Genomic DNA, 17990 nt, shown 5'->3' with positions numbered 1-17990 from the left:
TGTCCACGAGGCACCCCGGCTCCCGCCCCCTCTACGTTGACCACATGGTCACATCGACACACGAGGCCTCACACCGGATCTTCCAGGAGCACCCCGAGGTTCTCGCCCCCGTCTTCGAGGCGCTGGGCCTGCCGCCTCCGGCCAAGTCGATCGTCGAGGCGCTGTCCCCCGACGCCACGGAGATCCGTCCCCTGGAACGCCGTGTGGACACCGTGCTGAAAGTCGAGCCTTCTGAGGGGGACCGGTTCATGGTCGCCATCGAGGCACAGACCGGTCGAGCCCCGGACAAGGGCATCAGCTGGGCCTACTACGTGGCGTACCTGCATGCGAAGTTCGAGCTCCCGGTACTGCTGGTCGTGGTCTGCAAGAACAAGCCGACCTCGATGTGGGCGGCCGGGCCGTTCGAGAGCCGTGTCGGCCCCTGGGCCACCCAGGTGACGCGCCCGTTCGTCCTGGGTCCGCACAACGTTCCGGAGATCACCGACGTGTCGAAGGTCGCCGACGAACCGGCGATGGCGACCATCTCTGCCATCGTGCACAGCGAGAGCAGGAACATCGACGCCATACTGCACATGTTGGCCCGCGGCATGCGGTCCTTCGACAAGGCCACAGCGAAGTACTGGTGTGAGTTCGTGGAAGTCGGCCTGGAGAACACTCCGGCCAGGGAGACGTGGAAAGGTCTGCAGAAGATGGTCGCCACCTACTTCCCCGGCCGGGGAACCCTCTTCGAAGAGACGTACCTGGAGGGCAAGGCCGAAGGGAAAGCCGAGGGCGAGGCCAAGGGAGTCCTGCGCGTCCTCGAGGTGCGCGGCATCCCCGTCTCGGACGACGCCCGTAAGCGCATCACCTCCTGCACCGACCCCGACCGGGTGGCCGACTGGCTGGACAGGGCGGCCACGGTCTCGCGGGCGGAGGACCTCTTCGCCGGGGATGTCGCGGAACAGACCGAGTCCTGACCTACGAGGTCTCCCGGGCGGGGCACCCCCTCACCCCGCCCCCCTTCTGGCAGAGTACGGATGCCGTGAGCCCTTCCGATCCCCAGTTGCGACTTCTCGCGGACGTTCTCGGCGCAGGCAGCCCGTATGCGCTGGTGCTCGCGGGCGGTTACGCCCTGCAGGCGCACGGCCTGGTGTCCCGGCCGCACGCCAACGTCGACTTCGCCACCGAGAGCCCCAAGGTCATGGAGCACATCGTGGCCGCCGTCGACTCGGCGCTGGAGGCGCGCGGACGCCGGGTGCGGGTCGGAGCCGTCACCCCGCTCACCGCGCAGCTCACCGTCACCGACCCGCCGAGCGGGGAGCCCATCGCGCTCGCCCTGCACAAGGAAGCCTTCTGGCAGCCGCCCGAGCTGACCGAGTACGGGCCCGCCCTGTCACTCGAGGACGCCGTCGGCACGAAGATCCGCGCGCTGTACGACCGGGGCGCGGCCGTCGACCTCGTCGACGCGCGGGGCGCCGCCGCCCGGTTCCCCCTGCCCCGCCTGGAGGAACTGGGCCGCCGCCACGCCCACGACCCCTTCGACCTGCCCACTCTGCAGTCCCGGCTCACCGGCACCGACTTCTACGCCGACGCCGACTTCCGCCGGTACGGCCTGGACGAGCCCCAGGTCCTCGCCCTGCGCGCCTGGGCGCAGCACTGGTCCGACGACATCGCCGAGCGGCTGATGGAGGACGGCGCCTCCCCGGACACCGAGCCGGACCCGGACCCGGACCCGGAAGCCGGCCCCGACTCCGGCGCCTGACCGGGCGACAGCGGCGACGGCGAGGGCGCCCTTTCCTCCGGAACGGTTCTTGACGGCTTCTTCATGGGTTCTTCATCACCCCGGATCTACATTCGTCGCCGCCCGGCCGGAACAGGCCGGGCGGCGACGGCGTGAAGGGGGCTCGGTGATGAGTGCGCGGCGGCGGTTAGGGGCGCGGACCTGGCTGGTCGGAGTGGCGGTGGCGGCCGTGGTGGGCGTCGCCGGCTGCGGCGGTGACGGCGACGACGGCGGCGAGATCGCCTCGGCCGGCGGCGGCAAGGCGGGCGCGGGCGCCTCCAAGAACGCGTCGAGCGAGCTGACCGAGTACGTCGACGCCCAGCGCAAGTGGGTCGACTGCCTGCGCGGCGCCGGTCTCGACGCGCCCGACCCCGACGCCCAGGGCAAGGTGGACCTCGGCGACCAGTCCAAGTGGAAGCGCGATCCCAAGGCCCTCAAGGCCCAGGAGAAGTGCGCGGACCTCAGCGTGCCCGTCCCGGAGAGCGTCGAGAAGGCCCAGCAGCCCGAGCTGTCCAAGGCGGAGATCCGCAAGAACCAGAAGTACGCCAAGTGCATGCAGGAGCACGGCGCGGCCGACTTCCCGGACACCGACTCCGACGGCCACTTCCGCGACGTCACCTGGGACTCCACGTCCGCGGGCGCCAAGCGAGCCACGCGCGAGTGCGCCTCCATCATCGACGTGCCCACCGACGCGCCCTCGGCCCAGGGCTGACGGGCGGGTGCCGTGGACGTCATGAAGGACGGACACCACGAGCCGGCGGCGGGAGCGGCGGGCCCGGACGATCCGGGGGACACGGTCCGGGCCGCCGGGCCGGGCCGGGCCGCCGCACGCCGGCGGAACAGGCTCGCCCTCGTGGTGGCCGGCTTCCTCGTCGTGACCGGCGTCAGCGTCGTCGGCGCCCTGGGCCTCGGCGGGAGCGGCGGCCCCGACGACGGCGGCGCGGCGCCCGGCCGCAGCAGCCAGGTCGTCCACGTCACCCGGGCGACCCTCACCGACCAGACCCAGGTCGACGGACAGCTCGGCCACGGCCCCCAGGTCCCGTTCCCGGTCAAGGCGAAGGGCACGGTGACCTGGCTGCCGGCCACCGGTACCGTCCTGCGGCGCGGCCAGGCGGTGATGCGGGCCGACGACCGGCCGGTGGTCCTGCTGTACGGCAGTCTGCCGATGTACCGGGACCTGGGGCTCGTGGAGCCGGAGCGGCCGGATGTCGAGGGAGCGGACGCGGGCGACGGCGGCACGACGGGCGGCAAGTCCGCGGCCGGCACCACCCCGTCCGCCTCGGTCACCCGCCCGGGCGCCGCCGCGGCCGCGCCCCTGAACGGCATGGACGTCAAGCAGTTCGAGAGCAACCTCAGCGCGCTCGGCTATTCGGGGTTCACCGTCGACGAGTCGTACACCGAGCTGACCGCGAACGCCGTCAAACGCTGGCAGAAGGACCTGGGACTGCCGCAGACCGGCAGGGTCGGGGCCGGCGACGTCGTGTACGCGCCCGGCCCGGTCCGGGTCGCGGGCACCAGCGCCCGCGTCGGCGACGAGGCCGCCGGCGGTCAGGTCAGCTACACCAGCACCTCCCGCATGGTGACGGTCAGCGCTCCGGCCGCCGACACCGACTGGGCGCGGCGCGGCAGCCGGGTCACCGTGGACCTGCCCGACGGCCGCTCGGTCGAGGGGACCGTCGCCAGCCTGGGCTCGGACGCCTCGGCGGCGTCCGGCGGGGGCGGTGACGGCGCGGGGGACGGCGGTGGCGACGGCGGAGGCGCGGACGGGGGTTCCGGCGGTGGTGCGGACGGCAAGTCCGCGACGGTCTCCGTCGTGGTCACCTTCGACGACCAGCGCTCCCTGGGCCGGCTGCAGAGCGGCCCGGTCACCGTCCGGTACACGCAGAAACAGCGCAAGGACGTCCTCACCGTGCCGGTCGCCGCGCTGACCGCGCTCGCCGAGGGCGGCTACGGCCTGGAGCTCGCCGACGACGGCGCCCGGGACGGCAAGAACGGGGACGCCGGTGCTCCGGGACGCTTCGTCCCGGTGCGGACGGGGCTGTTCGCCGGGGGCAAGGTGGAGGTCAGCGGTCCCGGTGTGCGCGAGGGCATGAAGGTGAGGATCCCCAAGTGACCCCACCGGACACCGAGTACGCCGCTCCCGCCACGCCCGTGGTCGAGTTCGCGGGCGTCTCCAAGACGTACGCCGGGGGCGTCACGGCTGTCGCGGACGTCGAGCTGACCATCCGGCACGGCGAACTCGCGTGCGTCGTCGGGCCGTCCGGCTCGGGCAAGTCGACCATGCTGCATCTGATGGGCACCCTCGACAGGCCGTCCGCCGGTCGCATCGTCATCGACGGGTACGAGGTCGCCGGCCTCTCCGACCGGGAGCTGTCCGCGCTGCGCGCGCAGCGCGTCGGGTTCGTGTTCCAGCAGTTCCACCTGGCGGTCGGGGTGCCCGTGCTCGACACGGTCGCCGACGGACTGCTCTACACCGGGGTGCCGCTGCGGGAACGCCGGCGCCGGGCCGCGCGGGCGCTGGCCCGCGTCGGGCTGGACCACCGGCTCGGCCACCTGCCGCACCAGCTCTCCGGCGGCGAACGGCAGCGGGCGGCGGTGGCCCGCGCGGTGATCGGGGAACCGGCGCTGCTGCTCGCCGACGAGCCCACCGGCAACCTCGACTCGGCCTCCGGGGCAGCGGTGCTGGCCCTGCTGCGGGAGTTGCACACGGCCGGCACCACGGTCGTCGTCATCACCCACGACCGGGAGATGGCGGAGGTGTTCGACCGCAGGGTGGAGATGAGGGACGGACGCGTCGTGGCCGACAGCGGCAGCGGCCCGCGCACCGCCCCGGCGGGCACAAAGGACCGGCGATGAGGCCGGGCACGGCGGGCGGGGGAACGCTCCGGCCGGCCCGGCTGCGGCCCGCCGACTTCCTGCGGCTCGGCGGCACCGGCCTGCGCACCCGGCCGCTGCGCGTCTTCCTCTCCGCGCTGGGGATCGCGATCGGGGTGGCGGCGATGGTCGCCGTGGTCGGCATCTCGTCCTCCAGCCGGGCGGAGGTGGACCGCCGGCTGGACGCGCTGGGCACCAACATGCTGCGGGTCGCTCCCGGTCGGACGCCGGACGGCACGGCGACCCGGCTGCCCCAGGAGGCGGTGCCGATGATCCGGCGGATCGGGCCGGTGGACCAGGTCGCGGCGACCGGTGAGGTCAAGGAAGCGGCGGTCTACCGCAACGAGCACATCCCCGTGGGGCGCACCGGCAGTGTGGAGGTGGCCGCGGCCGGGGCGGGACTGCTGCCCGCGGTCGGCGGCGAGGTGCGGGTCGGGCGGTGGCTGACCGAGGCGACCGAGGAGTACCCGGCGGTGGTGCTCGGCGCACAGGCCGCCCGCCGGCTCGACGTCTACACGCCGGGCACCCGGCTCTGGCTCGGCGGCACGTGGTTCTCCCTGGTCGGCGTCCTGGAACCGGTGCCGCTCGCGCCGGAGATCGACGGCTCGGCGCTGGTCGGCTGGCAGGCGGCGCGGACGTACCTGGGCTTCGACGGCCATCCCTCGACGGTGTACGTACGGGCCCGTGACGACCGGGTGTCCCAGGTACGGGCGGTGCTCGCGGCGACGGCCAACCCGGAGAAGCCGAACGCGGTGCTGGTCTCCCGGCCGTCCGACGCGCTGGCCGCCCGGGAGGCCACCGAGTCGACGCTGACCGGGCTGCTGCTCGGCCTGGGTTCGGTGGCCCTGCTGGTGGGCGGGGTCGGGGTGGGCAACACCATGGTGATCTCGGTCCTGGAACGCCGCCCGGAGATCGGCCTGCGCCGCGCGCTGGGCGCCACGAGCGGGCAGATCCGGGGCCAGTTCGTCTCGGAGTCGCTGCTGCTGTCGGCTCTGGGCGGTCTCGGTGGCACGGTGCTGGGCACGGCGATCACCGCCGTCTTCGCGTCCGTACGCGGCTGGCCGACGCAGGTCCCGGTCTGGGCGACGGCGGCGGGTGTCGCCGTCACCCTCCTCATCGGGGCGCTGGCGGGCCTGTACCCGGCGGTCCGGGCGGGCCGCCTGACCCCGACGGAGGCGCTGGCCGGGCCATGAACGCGGGTGCCTGCGGCCGTCCTTCCACGGCCCGGCGCAGACCCGGCCGCCGGTCCCTCGCCGCAGGGCGACCGCCGGTTCGCTCCAGGTCCGGCCCCCGTCTCACCGGAGCGGCGCACGACCGCCGCGGGCCGCGCCGCGTCCCTCACTCCAGCGCCCGCAGCGTCACCGTGAACGTGGTCCCGGTGCCCGGACGGCTCGTGACCTCGATCGTGCCTTCGTGGTCGGTGACGATCTGGCGGGCGATGGCGAGGCCGAGGCCGCTGCCTCCCGTGGTGCGGCCGCGCGCGGGGTCCGCGCGCCAGAAGCGGTCGAAGAGGCGGGGCAGCTGCTCCGCGGGGATCCCCTTGCCGGTGTCCCGCACGAGGAGCACCGCCGTGCCGTCCCGGCGCTCGGCGCGGAGGGTCACCGTCCCGCCGGGCGCGGTGGCCCTCAGCGCGTTGCCGACCAGGTTGCCGACCACCTGCCGCAGCCGGTGGGCGTCGGCGTGGACCCGTACCGGACGGGGCGCCTCGGTCCGCAGCGCCACACCGGCGGCCTCCGCCTGCGCCAGATGGGCGGTGCGGCTGGTCTCCAGCAGGTCGCCGAGGTCCACCACGGCCCGGTGGTAGGTGAGCGCCCCCGCCTCGGCCAGCGCCAAATCCTGGAGGTCGTCGACGATCCGCTGCTGCAGCATCGCCTCCTCGTGCAGGGAGTCGAGCAGTTCGGGCGTCGGTTCGACCACGCCGTCCCGCAGCGCCTCCAGGTAACCGCGCACGTTGGCGAGCGGGGTGCGCAGTTCGTGGGCGATGTCGGCGGTGAGCCGGCGCTGGCGTTCCTCGGCGGCCTGCAGCGAGTGGGCCATGCGGTTGAACGCCCGGCCCAGTTCGGCCATCTCGTCCCGTCCGGAGACCGGCACCCGCCGTTCCAGTTCGCCCTCGCCGAGGTCCCGGGCGGCCGAGGTCAGGGCCCGCACCGGCCGCAGCACGGCCCGGCTGAGCAGCAGCGCGCCGAGCACGGCGACCAGGGCGACACCGGAGGCGACCGCCACGGTCGGTGCGGCGGCGAGGCCGGCCGGGGCCTCGCCCCGGAAGCCGAGCCCCACCTGGAGGCGCGGCGGGGCGAGGGTGGCGGTCCGTTCGTTGAAGACCCGCTGCAGGCAGGCGGTGAGGCGCTGTTCGCCGGAGCAGCGCGAGACGGCCGCGTGGTCCTCGCCCGCCCGGGGGTCGGCTCCGGGGTCGGGCCGGACGCACCGGGCCTGGTCCCGGTCGGTGCTGATCCGGGGGATGCCGGTCCGTCCGGTCCGGGCGGTGACCTGCGCGCCGGCCCTGGTCAGGCAGGTGGCGTAGGTGACGGCGGACCGGTAGTCGGCGATCGCGGCCACCGTCCGCTTGACCGAGGCGAGGGGTACGGAGGTCTCCGGCAGCCGCAGTCTCGGCCGGGGATCGACGAGGAGGGGCGGCTGTCCGCCGACCGGGCGCGGGGTGCGGCCGGCCAGGGTGTCGGAGTCGGCGAGCAGGACGTCCGTCTCGGTGGTGACCCGGATCCGCTGGCCGGTGTCCGCCGCCAGTCTCCGCACGGTCGGGGCCACCCCGTCCCAGGTGCCGTGCCGCAGGCCGTACGACTGGAGGGCGTCGGTGATCCGCGCCACGTCCTGGCGTCCGGCGGTCACCGAGTCCCGTGCCTGGCTGGCGGCCTGCCGTAACGTCAGCCAGGCGGTGGCGCCCGTGGCGGTCAGGGCGATCAGGGCCAGCAGGCCCAGCACCCGCAGCCGGAAGCTCACCGCGTCCCGCCGTCCGGCGCCGGCGTCCCGGGCGGCCGCGTCGCCAGGCGGTAGCCCCGCCCGTACACGGTCTCCACGTACCGGGTCCCGTCGCGGCCCCGCTCCAGCTTCCGCCGCAGGTTCATCACGTGCGCGTCCACGGTGCGCTCCAGCACGTTCTGGTCGAACCCGAAGACCCGGTCGATGATCTGGGCCCGGGTGAAGGCACGCCCCGGCTCGCCCGCGAGCACGGCGAGGATCGCGAACTCCTTGCCGGTGAGCGGCACCGGCTCACCGGCCGCCCGTACCTCGAAGCGGGCGGTGTCGATCACCAGGTCCCCGACCGTGAGCAGGGCGGGCCGTTCGCCCTCGGCGGCCCGGGCCCGGCGCAGCAGCGCCCGCACCCGGGCGGTCAGTTCGCGGGGGCTGTACGGCTTGGTCATGTAGTCGTCGGCGCCGAGGTCGAGGCCGAGCAGCAGGTCCTCCTCGGTGCTGCGGGCGGTCAGCAGCAGGATCGGCACCCGGGAGTCCATGCGCAGGATGCGGCAGACGTCGAGTCCGTCGACGTTCGGCATCATCACGTCGAGGACGATCAGGTCCGGCCGGGAGGCGCGGGCCCGGTCGATCGCGGAGCGTCCGTCGGCCACGAGCTGGACGTCGTGGCCCTCCCGTTCCAGGTAGATACGGATGAGTTGCGCCTGTTTCACGTCGTCCTCGGCCACCAGTATGCGAGCGGGCAATGCGACTCCTTCGCCTGGGATTCCACACCGTACCGGATTGCACCCGTGCTGTTCAGGGGCGGATACGGGGCATTCTCTTCCGCCGCCGGCCGGTAACGGGAATTGCGGAACCGGCGGATCCACGGGCAGGCGGCACGACCAATTCCAGCCGAACGGCCACCCCGCTCAGGGTTGTACGCATGTCACACAACGGCACAGGAATGACCTATTCCCCCATCATTTCTTTTCGGTCGCACATCGAACAGAAACGGACATCCCTTATCGGAAGCATTTCTTCAGTCCGTCCGGCACCGAATCGTACTAGTGCCACTCGGGACCCGGACGACCCCGGGTGACGCGAAAGGAAAAGCGACAACGACAAGAACAACGACGATGGGGGTTCAATGAAGCGTCGATTCGCAGTCGTTCTGCCCACGCTCGTGGCGGTGGCCGCGAGCCTGCCGATCGCCCTGGCGACCACGCCGGCCTCGGCGGCCGCGTCCTGCGGCAAGACCGTGGCGGACAAGGACTCGAGCGCCTGGAACAAGACGGCGGACGGGGCCAACGAGCGCAGCGGCTCCAGCACCAGCTGTGCGATCAACGGGATCGCCTACTCCACCCAGCGGCTGGACTACCACTGCTACACGGTCGCCGGCGACTACACCTGGACGTACGCCCGCAACGACAGCACAGGGGTGTACGGCTGGATCCGCGACGACCTGCTGAGCGACTACGGCAGCTCGGTGTACTGCGGATTCTGATACCGCTGAACGGATTCCGCACCGGAATCCGGGAACGGCAGAAAAAAAGGGCGGCCCCCCTGCGGGGGCCGCCCCTCTGATCCGTCCCGAGAACGGAGCGCGGATTACTTGGGCTGCGGCTTCCGGACGGAGAGGTGCAGCTCGCGCAGGCGCGACTCGTCCAGCTCGGTCGGCGCGCCCATCATCAGGTCCTGGGCGTTGCCGTTGAGCGGGAAGGAGATCGTCTCGCGAATGTTGGGCTCGTCCGCGAGGAGCATGACGATCCGGTCCACGCCGGGCGCGATTCCGCCGTGCGGCGGGGCGCCGAAGCGGAAGGCGCGGAGCATGCCCGCGAACTTCTCCTCGACCGTCTCGCGGTCGTAACCCGCGATCTCGAAGGCCTTGAGCATGATCTCCGGCTCGTGGTTCCGGATGGCGCCGGAGGACAGCTCGACACCGTTGCAGACGATGTCGTACTGCCAGCCGAGGATGTCCAGCGGGTCCTGGGTCTGCAGGGCCTCAAGACCGCCCTGCGGCATCGAGAACGGGTTGTGCGAGAAGTCGATCGCGCCGGTGTCCTCGTCCTTCTCGTACATCGGGAAGTCGACGATCCAGCAGAAACGGAAGACGTTCTCCTCGAACTGACCGGAGCGCCTGGCGGCCTCGACCCGCACCGCGCCCATGATCTTCGAGACCTCGTCGAACTCGCCGGCGCCGAAGAAGATGGCGTGGCCGGGCGCCAGCGACAGGCGCTTGGTCAGCTCGGCGACGTTCTCCTCGGTCAGGAACTTGGCGATCGGGCCGGTCAGCGTCCCGTCCTCGCCGACGCGCACCCACGCCAGGCCCTTCGCGCCCAGCGAGACGGCGAAGTCGCCGAGCTGGTCGAAGAACTTGCGCGGCTGGTCCTGGACCGCCGGCACGGGCAGCGCCCGCACGTGCTTGCCGGCGAACGCCTTGAACTCCGAACCCTCGAACACGTCGGTGATGTCGACGAGCTCCAGCTTGGCGCGCAGGTCCGGCTTGTCGGAGCCGTACTTCAGCATCGCCTCACGGAACGGGATGCGCGGGAACGGGGAGGTGACGTGGCGGCCGCCGCCGAACTCCTCGAACAGCTCCGTCATGAGCTTCTCGATGGGCTGGAAGACGTCCTCCTGCTCCACGAAGCTCATCTCGACGTCGAGCTGGTAGAACTCGCCCGGCGAGCGGTCGGCGCGGGCGTCCTCGTCACGGAAGCAGGGGGCGATCTGGAAGTACCGGTCGAAGCCGGAGATCATCAGCAGCTGCTTGAACTGCTGCGGGGCCTGCGGCAGCGCGTAGAACTTGCCAGGGTGGACCCGGGAGGGCACGACGTAGTCGCGGGCGCCCTCGGGGGAGGTGGCGGACAGGATGGGCGTCGCCATCTCGTTGAAGCCCATCACCGCCATCTTCTGGCGCATGGCGGAGATGACCGCCGTGCGCAGCATGATGTTGCGGTGCATGCGCTCGCGGCGCAGGTCCAGGAAGCGGTACTCCAGGCGCCGCTCCTCGTTGACCCCGTCCTCGGCGTTGATGGTGAAGGGCAGCGGGGCCGCCGCGCCGAGCAGCTCGACCTCGGAGACCTCGACCTCGATCTCACCGGTGGGCAGGTCGGCGTTCACGTTCTCGGTTCCACGTGAAACCACGCGGCCGTCGACGCGGACCGTGGACTCCTTGGAGAGCTTGTCCAGGGCCTCGTACGAGGGCGTGCCGGGACGGGCCACGAGCTGCGTGATGCCGTAGTGGTCGCGCAGATCGATGAAGAGGATGCCGCCCAGGTCGCGCCGATTGTGCAGCCAGCCACTCAGCCGGACGTCGGTGCCGACGTCAGAGGCGCGGAGCTGGCCGCAGGTGTGGGACCTGTACCGATGCATCGTCGTTCATCGTCCTTCGTGGTGGGGTGATGAGTGCCGGGACTGCCGCCCCGGCGGGGGCCGGGCACGGGGCCCGGACCCATCAAGGGTACCGGGCACGCCAAGATCGGCTCCCCACCATTTACGGCGTCCGCCAAGGGTGGCAGTTATCGAGCACATCTCCTTAAATGGGGGCAATGCGTACAGGCGAGTCTCTGCCGTCCGTGGGTGACGTCCTCGCCGCCCTCGCGACCGGGTTGTGGCACTGGGACACCGCCGCCGGACTGGTCACCGTGGACGGGGAGGCGGCGCGGCTGCTCGGGCTGCCCCCGGAGCCGGTCACCCTCACCGAGAACCAGACCCGGGCACGGCTCCACCCGGAGGACTGGAACGAGATCACCGGAGTGGTGCCGCTGGCGGTCGACGAGGGCACGCTGGCCGAGGTGCGGATCCGGATCATGGACGAGGAGGGCCAGGTCGTACGGGTCGTCCGCAGCCGCTCGAAGCCGTCCTTCGACCCGGACCGGCGGGCGTACGAACTGATCGGGACGCTCCAGGAGGTCACCGAGCCCACCCCGGGCACCGCGGCGGCCCGCAACGCGGTCACCGGCGACTGGCGCCGCTCACGGGAGGCGTTCCTGCTGGACGCCGGCCGGGCCCTGGCGGAGGCGCGCTCCACGGCGGAGGTGCTGCGGGTCGCGGCCGGACTGTCGATGCCCGGGTTCTCCCCGGACGGTCTCGCGGTGTTCGGCGTGGAGGGCGAGCGGCTGACGGTGATCGGCCACCACGGGCAGCAGCCCGGTGAGGACGGCCCCTTCCTGCACATGCCGCTCAGCGCGGACTACCCGGCGGCCGAGGTGGTCCGCACCGGCCGGGCCGTCTACCTCTCCTCCCCCGAGCAGTACCGGGCGCGCTACCCCGTCACCTGGCCCCTCGCCCGGCACTTCGAGCGCCGTTCCTGGGCGTTCCTGCCGCTCACGGCGGCCGGGCGCACCATGGGCGCCTGGATGGCGGCCTTCACCTACCCGGTCGCCTTCACCCCGGACGAGCGCGCGGTCCTGACGACGGTCGCCCGGATGCTCGCCCAGGCCCTGAACCGGGCCGGCGCCGCCGACACCCAGCGGGAGCTGACCGAGGGCCTGCAGCGCTCCATGCTGCCGTCGCTGGGCCCGGAGATCCCAGGGATGACGGTGGCCGCCCGCTACATCCCGACCGGGGGCGGGCTGCAGGTCGGCGGCGACTGGTACGACATGATCCCGCTGCCCGCCGGGAGGTTCGCACTGGCCATCGGCGACGTCCAGGGGCATGACGTCCGGGCGGCGGGCCTGATGGGCCAGCTCCGGATCGCGCTGCGCGCCTACGCCTCCGAGGGGCACCGCCCGGACGCGGTGCTCTCCCGCGCCGCCCGCTTCCTGCACGGCATCACCCACGACGAGCACATGACCGACGTGCGCTTCGCGACCTGCCTCTACGTCGAGGCCGATCCGGCGACCGGCATGCTGGAGATCGCCCGCGCCGGGCATCCGGACCCGGCGATCCGGATGGCCGACGGCACGGTGATGATGCGCCCCACGGCCGGCGGGGTGCCGCTGGGCGTCGACCCGGACGCCGACTACCCGACCACCCGGTTCACGCTGGAGCCCGGCGAGACCCTGATGCTGTGCACCGACGGCCTGATCGAGACCGGCGGCCACGACATGGAGAGCGGCTGGCGGCGCATACGCGCGATCCTCGAGGCGCACACCGGGGATCTGGAGTCGCTGGCCGACGCGCTGGTGCAGGGCGTGCACGGACCGTCGTCGCACCACACCACCGGCCCGCTCGCCGACCGCCGCGAGGACGACATCGCGCTGCTGCTGCTGTGCCGGCAGGGCGCGGGCTGCGGCCGCGACGACACGCTGACCGTGCAGCCCCGGCTGCGGCGCACCCTGCTGCCCGTGGCCCAGGACGAGCCCGAGCGGATCGCCGAGGCCCGCCGGCACCTGCGCGAGCTGCTGCACGACTGGGTGTCGGCCGAGCAGGTGGACTCCGCGGTGCTGCTGGTCTCCGAGATGGTCACCAACGTCCTCGTGCACACCGACGCGGACGCGCTGCTGCTCGCCGAGGTGGCCGGGGAGCCGGGCGGGCGCCGGCTGCGGGTGGAGGTCACGGACTCCGGCGACGACCTCCCGCACCGGCGCCGGCCCGGGGAGCTGGCCTCCTCCGGCCGCGGCCTGATGCTGATCGAGCTGCTCGCGGACCTGTGGGGGGTGGACCCGCGCGGCAAAGGCAAGAGCATCTGGTTCGAGCTCTACGAGTCCGGCGGCCCGGCCGCCGTGTGACGCTCACGCAGCTCGTTCACGACGCCGACGGCGGCCGCGGTCAGCGGCACCGAGAGCAGCATGCCGAGGATGCCCGCGACGGACGCCCCTGCGGTGATCGCCAGCAGCACCACCGCGGGGTGCATGTGCACGGTCCGGCTCTGGATGGCCGGCTGGAGCACGTGCCCCTCCAGCACCTGCACCGCGAGCACCACCCCCAGCGCCCACAGCGCGATGACGAGGCCGCGGTCGGCGAGGGCGACCAGCACGGCCACCGCGCCGGAGATGAAGGCGCCGAGGTAGGGGATGTAGGCGCCGACGAAGACGAGCGCGCCGAGCCCGATCGCGCCGGGCACCCGCAGGATCAGCAGGCCGACGGTGATGCAGACGGCGTCGATGAGCGCGATGACCGTGGTGCCCCGCATGAACCCCTGCACCGCGCCGAAGGCACGTCGCGCCAGCGCCTCCAGGGTGTCGCCCAGCGGGCCGGGCGCGACGATCCGGAGCGCCCCGGCCGCCCGGTGGGAGTCGCGCAGGAAGAAGAAGACGAGCAGCAGCGCGAGCAGGGCCATGGCCAGGTACTCACCCACCACGCCGACCCCGCTGATGACGTTGGAGGCCGCGGTCCCGCCGTACTTGCCCAGCAGCTTCTTGGCGTTGCCGATCAGGTCGTCCAGCCCGGTCCCGGCGGCCCCGAAGTGCTTCGTCAGGGCCCTGACGCCCTGCCGTACCGACGCGATGATCTGGTCACCGGTGTCGACGAGCGCGGCGACCACGATGTACACGGCGCCGCCGACCACGGCCACCACGGCGACGCAGGTCAGCGCGGCGGCGAGAGAGCGCTGCACCTTGGCCTTCACCAGCCGCCGGTACAGCGGGCCGAGCAGCGCCGTCCCGAGCAGCGCGAGCAGCACCGGCACGACGGCGGTGCGCAGCACCGCGCACAGCCGGATCACCACCCAGCCGACCCCGGCGACCAGCAGCACGACGGCACACCAGGCGGCGAGACGGCGCACGGACTCGGGCAGCAGCGACACATCCCCAGCGGATCACGCCACCGGGCCGCCTGTCCTGCCGCACGGGACCGGCCGGGTGAGGGGGCCGGCGCCCGGGGCCCCGCACATGCCCGTCGCCCGGTCCGCTCGGCGAGCGGACCAGGCGACGGGGTGGAGGGGGCGGGTCAGGCCTGGGGGCCCTTCGGGGTCATGCCGTGCACGGCCGGGACCGTGCCGAGGCGGCCCTTCTGGAAGTCCTCGAAGGCCTGCATCAGCTCTTCCTTGGTGTTCATGACGAACGGGCCGTAGTGCGCCATGGGCTCACGGATGGGCTGTCCGCCGAGGAGGACGACCTCCAGGTCGGGGGTGTGCGAGTCCTGCCGCTCGTCCGCGCGGACCGTCAGGGCACCGCCCGCGCCGAAGACGGCGGTCTGGCCCAGGTGGATCGGCCGGCGCTCGGCGCCGACGCTGCCGCGGCCCGCCATGACGTAGGCGAGGCCGTTGAAGTCCTCGCGCCAGGGCAGGGTGATCTCGGCGCCGGGGGCCAGGGTCGCGTGGATCATCGTGATCGGCGTGTGCGTGATGCCGGGGCCCGCGTGGCCGTCCAGCTCGCCCGCGATGACCCGCAGCAGCGCGCCGCCGTCCGGGCTGGTCAGCAGCTGGACGCTGCCGCCGCGGATGTCCTGGTAGCGCGGGGCCATCATCTTGTCCCTGGCCGGGAGGTTCACCCACAGCTGCAGGCCGTGGAAGAGGCCGCCGGACATGACGAGCTGCTCCGGCGGGGCCTCGATGTGCAGCAGGCCCGAGCCCGCGGTCATCCACTGGGTGTCGCCGTTGGTGATGGTGCCGCCACCGCCGTTGGAGTCCTGGTGGTCGAAGATCCCGTCGATGATGTAGGTGACGGTCTCGAAGCCGCGGTGCGGGTGCCAGGGGGTGCCCTTGGGCTCGCCCGGCGCGTACTCCACCTCGCCCATCTGGTCCATCATGATGAACGGGTCGAGGTGCCGGTAGTTGATCCCGGCGAACGCCCGGCGCACCGGGAAGCCCTCGCCCTCGAAACCGCCCGGGGCGGTCGTGACGGAGAGCACGGGCCGAGCCACCGCGTCGGCGGGAGCGGTCACGCGGGGCAGGGTCAGCGGGTTCTCGACGGTCACTGCAGGCATGGTCGGTACCTCCTTGTGCGCCCAGTTTAGTTGAGCGTTGAACTTTCTGCTACCCCACAACAGAGCGAGCCCGGAGGGCATTCCCTCCGGGCTCGCAGCGGGGTGCGGGCCGGCCGCCGTCCACGCGGCAACGGCGGCTAGCCGTACATCCGGCGCATGGCGAAGTCGACCATCTGCTCGACCGCCTTGGCGTCGAACACCATCCGGTGCTCGCCCTCCATGTCCAGGACGAAGCCGTAGCCGCTCGGCAGCAGGTCGATCACCTCGGAGCCGGTGATCACGAAGTACTTGGACTCCTTGCCCGCGTACCGGCGCAGCTCCTTGAGCGAGGTGAACATCGGGATCACCGGCTGCTGGGTGTTGTGCAGGGCGAGGAAGCCGGGGGTGTCGCCGCGCGGGCAGTACACCTTCGACGTGGCGAAGATCTGCTGGAAGTCCTCGGCGGGCATCTGCCCGGTGGTGAAGGCGCGCACCGCGTCCGCCAGCGAGGGTGGGGACGGCTCCGGATAGAGCGGCGGCTGCTGGCCGTACCCGCCTGCACCGCCCTGCTGCGGGGGGACGTAACTCTGCTGAGCGGCGCCACCGTCCATGGGCTGGCCGTATCCGTACATGCGCAGAAGAGTACTCAGTCACAGATGACGGAATCGGGCTTGCGTCTTATTACCGACGGGTAGCATCATCGTAGCTACTTGTTGGTACGTGAACCAGATGCGAGGAGACAGTGCCTCGCCGAGTCCGATACGGAGCCGTCACCATGGGGCACTACAAGCCGAACCTCCGCGACATCGAGTTCAACCTGTTCGAGGTGCTCGGGCGCGACAAGCTGTACGGAACCGGCCCGTTCGGCGAGATGGACACGGACACCGCCAAGAGCGTCCTGGAGGAGCTGACCCGCCTCGCGGAGAACGAGCTCGCCGAGTCGTTCGCGGACGCGGACCGCAACCCGCCGGTCTTCGACCCGGAGACGAACACCGCGCCCGTCCCGGCGTCCTTCAAGAAGAGCTACAAGGCGTTCATGGACTCCGAGTACTGGCGTCTGGGCCTGCCCGAGGAGATCGGCGGCACGACGGCCCCGCCGTCCCTGATCTGGGCCTACGCCGAACTCGTCCTCGGCTCGAACCCGGCCGTGTGGATGTACTCCTCCGGCCCGGCGTTCGCCGGCATCCTCTTCGACGAGGGCAACGACGTCCAGAAGAAGATCGCGCAGATCGCGGTGGAGCGCACCTGGGGCTCCACCATGGTGCTCACCGAGCCCGACGCGGGCTCCGACGTCGGCGCCGGCCGCACCAAGGCGGTCCAGCAGGAGGACGGCTCCTGGCACATCGAGGGCGTGAAGCGCTTCATCACGTCCGGTGAGCACGACATGGAGGAGAACATCCTCCACTACGTGCTCGCTCGTCCCGAGGGCGCCGGTCCCGGCACCAAGGGCCTGTCCCTCTTCCTCGTCCCGAAGTACCTCTTCGACTTCGAGACCGGCGAGCTGGGCGAGCGCAACGGCGTCTACGCCACCAACGTCGAGCACAAGATGGGCCTGAAGGCGTCCAACACCTGCGAGATGACCTTCGGCGACCGGCACCCGGCCAAGGGCTGGCTGATCGGTGACAAGCACGACGGCATCCGCCAGATGTTCCGCATCATCGAGTTCGCCCGCATGATGGTCGGCACGAAGGCGATCTCCACCCTCTCCACGGGCTACCTCAACGCCCTGGAGTACGCCAAGGAGCGCGTCCAGGGCCCGGACCTGGCGAACTTCATGGACAAGACCGCGCCCAAGGTCACCATCACGCACCACCCCGACGTCCGCCGCTCGCTGATGACGCAGAAGGCGTACGCCGAGGGCATGCGCGCCCTCGTCCTCTACACGGCCTCGATCCAGGACGCCATCGCCGTCAAGGAGGCGAACGGCGAGGACGCCAAGGCCGAGCACGCGCTCAACGACCTGCTCCTGCCCATCGTCAAGGGCTACGGCTCCGAGAAGGGCTACGAGCAGCTCGCCCAGTCGCTGCAGACCTTCGGCGGCTCCGGCTTCCTGCAGGAGTACCCGATCGAGCAGTACATCCGCGACGCCAAGATCGACACCCTGTACGAGGGCACGACCGCGATCCAGGGCCAGGACTTCTTCTTCCGGAAGATCGTCCGCAACCAGGGCGCCGCGCTGAACTCGCTCGCCGAGGACATCAAGAAGTTCCTGGCGCTCGGCACCGGCGGCGAGGAGCTGGCGGGCGCCCGCGAGCACCTCGCGAAGGCGGCCGTCGAGCTGGAGGCCATCGTCGGCCTGATGCTGACCGACCTCGCGGCCACCGAGCAGGACGTCAAGAACATCTACAAGGTCGGCCTGAACACCAGCCGCCTGCTGCTCGCCTCCGGCGACGTCGTGGTCGGCTACCTGCTGCTGAAGGGCGCCGCCGTCGCCGCCGAGAAGCTGCAGACCGCCTCCGCCAAGGACAAGGCGTTCTACACCGGCAAGATCGCGGCGGCGAAGTTCTTCGCGGCCAACGTCCTGCCCGGCCTCACCCTGGCCCGCAAGATCTCGGAGAACGTCGAGCTGGACCTGATGGAGCTGGACGAGGCCGCCTTCTAGGACGACCTCGGGCCGGTCCCGGGCCGGCCGCGTGCCGGAAGGCCCGTTCCGCATCCA

At 72.0% G+C, this 17990-nt stretch carries 15 protein-coding genes; 9 read left to right on the top strand and 6 right to left on the bottom strand.

Annotation, left to right across the window (positions count from 1 at the left end):
- Nucleotides 1–44: 44 nt before the first annotated feature.
- From ACZ7JA_RS10410 to ACZ7JA_RS10385, 6 genes are all read left to right on the top strand, one after another.
- On the top strand, nucleotides 45–956 hold the full coding sequence (locus tag ACZ7JA_RS10410; protein ID WP_351662097.1) for an RpnC/YadD family protein: 912 nt from the start codon (nucleotides 45–47) through the stop codon (nucleotides 954–956).
- 65 nt (nucleotides 957–1021) lie between these two features.
- A complete protein-coding gene (locus ACZ7JA_RS10405) occupies nucleotides 1022–1741 on the top strand; it encodes a nucleotidyl transferase AbiEii/AbiGii toxin family protein (protein WP_351662094.1) in 720 nt (239 codons plus the stop codon).
- A 148-nt stretch (nucleotides 1742–1889) separates the two neighbouring features.
- Nucleotides 1890–2471, top strand: coding sequence for a hypothetical protein (locus ACZ7JA_RS10400; protein WP_470807882.1), 582 nt, complete (start codon nucleotides 1890–1892; stop codon nucleotides 2469–2471).
- Between the two features lie 21 nt (nucleotides 2472–2492).
- Nucleotides 2493–3872, top strand: coding sequence for a peptidoglycan-binding protein (locus tag ACZ7JA_RS10395; RefSeq protein ID WP_470807881.1), 1380 nt, complete (start codon nucleotides 2493–2495; stop codon nucleotides 3870–3872).
- Nucleotides 3869–4615, top strand: a complete 747-nt coding sequence (locus tag ACZ7JA_RS10390; RefSeq protein ID WP_389300422.1) for an ABC transporter ATP-binding protein — start codon at nucleotides 3869–3871, stop codon at nucleotides 4613–4615. Before ACZ7JA_RS10395 ends, ACZ7JA_RS10390 begins: the two co-directional genes overlap by 4 nt.
- Nucleotides 4612–5826 carry an ABC transporter permease gene (locus tag ACZ7JA_RS10385; RefSeq protein ID WP_351662082.1) on the top strand — a complete coding sequence of 405 codons (1215 nt, stop codon included), beginning with the start codon at nucleotides 4612–4614 and terminating at the stop codon, nucleotides 5824–5826. The genes ACZ7JA_RS10390 and ACZ7JA_RS10385 overlap by 4 nt, the downstream gene beginning before the upstream one ends.
- Nucleotides 5827–5971: 145 nt before the next feature.
- On the opposite strand, the gene ACZ7JA_RS10380 is transcribed toward ACZ7JA_RS10385, so the two are convergent.
- Both ACZ7JA_RS10380 and ACZ7JA_RS10375 read right to left on the bottom strand, forming a co-directional pair.
- Nucleotides 5972–7588, bottom strand: a complete 1617-nt coding sequence (locus ACZ7JA_RS10380; RefSeq protein ID WP_470807880.1) for a sensor histidine kinase — start codon at nucleotides 7586–7588, stop codon at nucleotides 5972–5974.
- Nucleotides 7585–8307: a response regulator transcription factor gene (locus ACZ7JA_RS10375; RefSeq protein ID WP_470807879.1), complete on the bottom strand. Its 723-nt coding sequence runs from the start codon at nucleotides 8305–8307 to the stop codon at nucleotides 7585–7587. Before ACZ7JA_RS10375 ends, ACZ7JA_RS10380 begins: the two co-directional genes overlap by 4 nt.
- 383 nt (nucleotides 8308–8690) lie before the next feature.
- Between ACZ7JA_RS10375 and ACZ7JA_RS10370 the strand changes: the two genes are divergently transcribed.
- On the top strand, nucleotides 8691–9047 hold the full coding sequence (locus ACZ7JA_RS10370; RefSeq protein ID WP_351662074.1) for an SH3 domain-containing protein: 357 nt from the start codon (nucleotides 8691–8693) through the stop codon (nucleotides 9045–9047).
- A gap of 104 nt (nucleotides 9048–9151) precedes the next feature.
- Here the strand turns inward: ACZ7JA_RS10370 and aspS are convergent, their stop codons facing one another.
- Nucleotides 9152–10915, bottom strand: a complete 1764-nt coding sequence (gene aspS / locus ACZ7JA_RS10365; RefSeq protein ID WP_351662071.1) for an aspartate--tRNA ligase — start codon at nucleotides 10913–10915, stop codon at nucleotides 9152–9154.
- 176 nt (nucleotides 10916–11091) lie between these two features.
- Between aspS and ACZ7JA_RS10360 the strand changes: the two genes are divergently transcribed.
- A complete protein-coding gene (locus ACZ7JA_RS10360) occupies nucleotides 11092–13215 on the top strand; it encodes a SpoIIE family protein phosphatase (protein ID WP_389300411.1) in 2124 nt (707 codons plus the stop codon).
- Here the strand turns inward: ACZ7JA_RS10360 and ACZ7JA_RS10355 are convergent.
- The 3 genes from ACZ7JA_RS10355 to ACZ7JA_RS10345 form a co-directional block, all read right to left on the bottom strand.
- A complete protein-coding gene (locus tag ACZ7JA_RS10355) occupies nucleotides 13185–14231 on the bottom strand; it encodes an AI-2E family transporter (RefSeq protein WP_351662068.1) in 1047 nt (348 codons plus the stop codon). The two genes, ACZ7JA_RS10360 and ACZ7JA_RS10355, sit on opposite strands and share 31 nt — an antisense overlap.
- Nucleotides 14232–14374: 143 nt before the next feature.
- Nucleotides 14375–15352 carry a pirin family protein gene (locus tag ACZ7JA_RS10350; protein ID WP_351662065.1) on the bottom strand — a complete coding sequence of 326 codons (978 nt, stop codon included), beginning with the start codon at nucleotides 15350–15352 and terminating at the stop codon, nucleotides 14375–14377.
- Between the two features lie 137 nt (nucleotides 15353–15489).
- Nucleotides 15490–15963: an SseB family protein gene (locus ACZ7JA_RS10345; RefSeq protein WP_351662062.1), complete on the bottom strand. Its 474-nt coding sequence runs from the start codon at nucleotides 15961–15963 to the stop codon at nucleotides 15490–15492.
- 143 nt (nucleotides 15964–16106) lie between these two features.
- On the opposite strand from ACZ7JA_RS10345, the gene ACZ7JA_RS10340 reads away from it, so the two are divergent.
- Complete coding sequence (locus ACZ7JA_RS10340) at nucleotides 16107–17933, top strand: acyl-CoA dehydrogenase (protein WP_351662059.1); 1827 nt, start codon at nucleotides 16107–16109, stop codon at nucleotides 17931–17933.
- Nucleotides 17934–17990: the final 57 nt, after the last annotated feature.

The organism is Streptomyces sp. NPDC038135, assembly GCF_055601245.1.
This window is presented reverse-complemented; position numbering and strand designations above follow the sequence as displayed.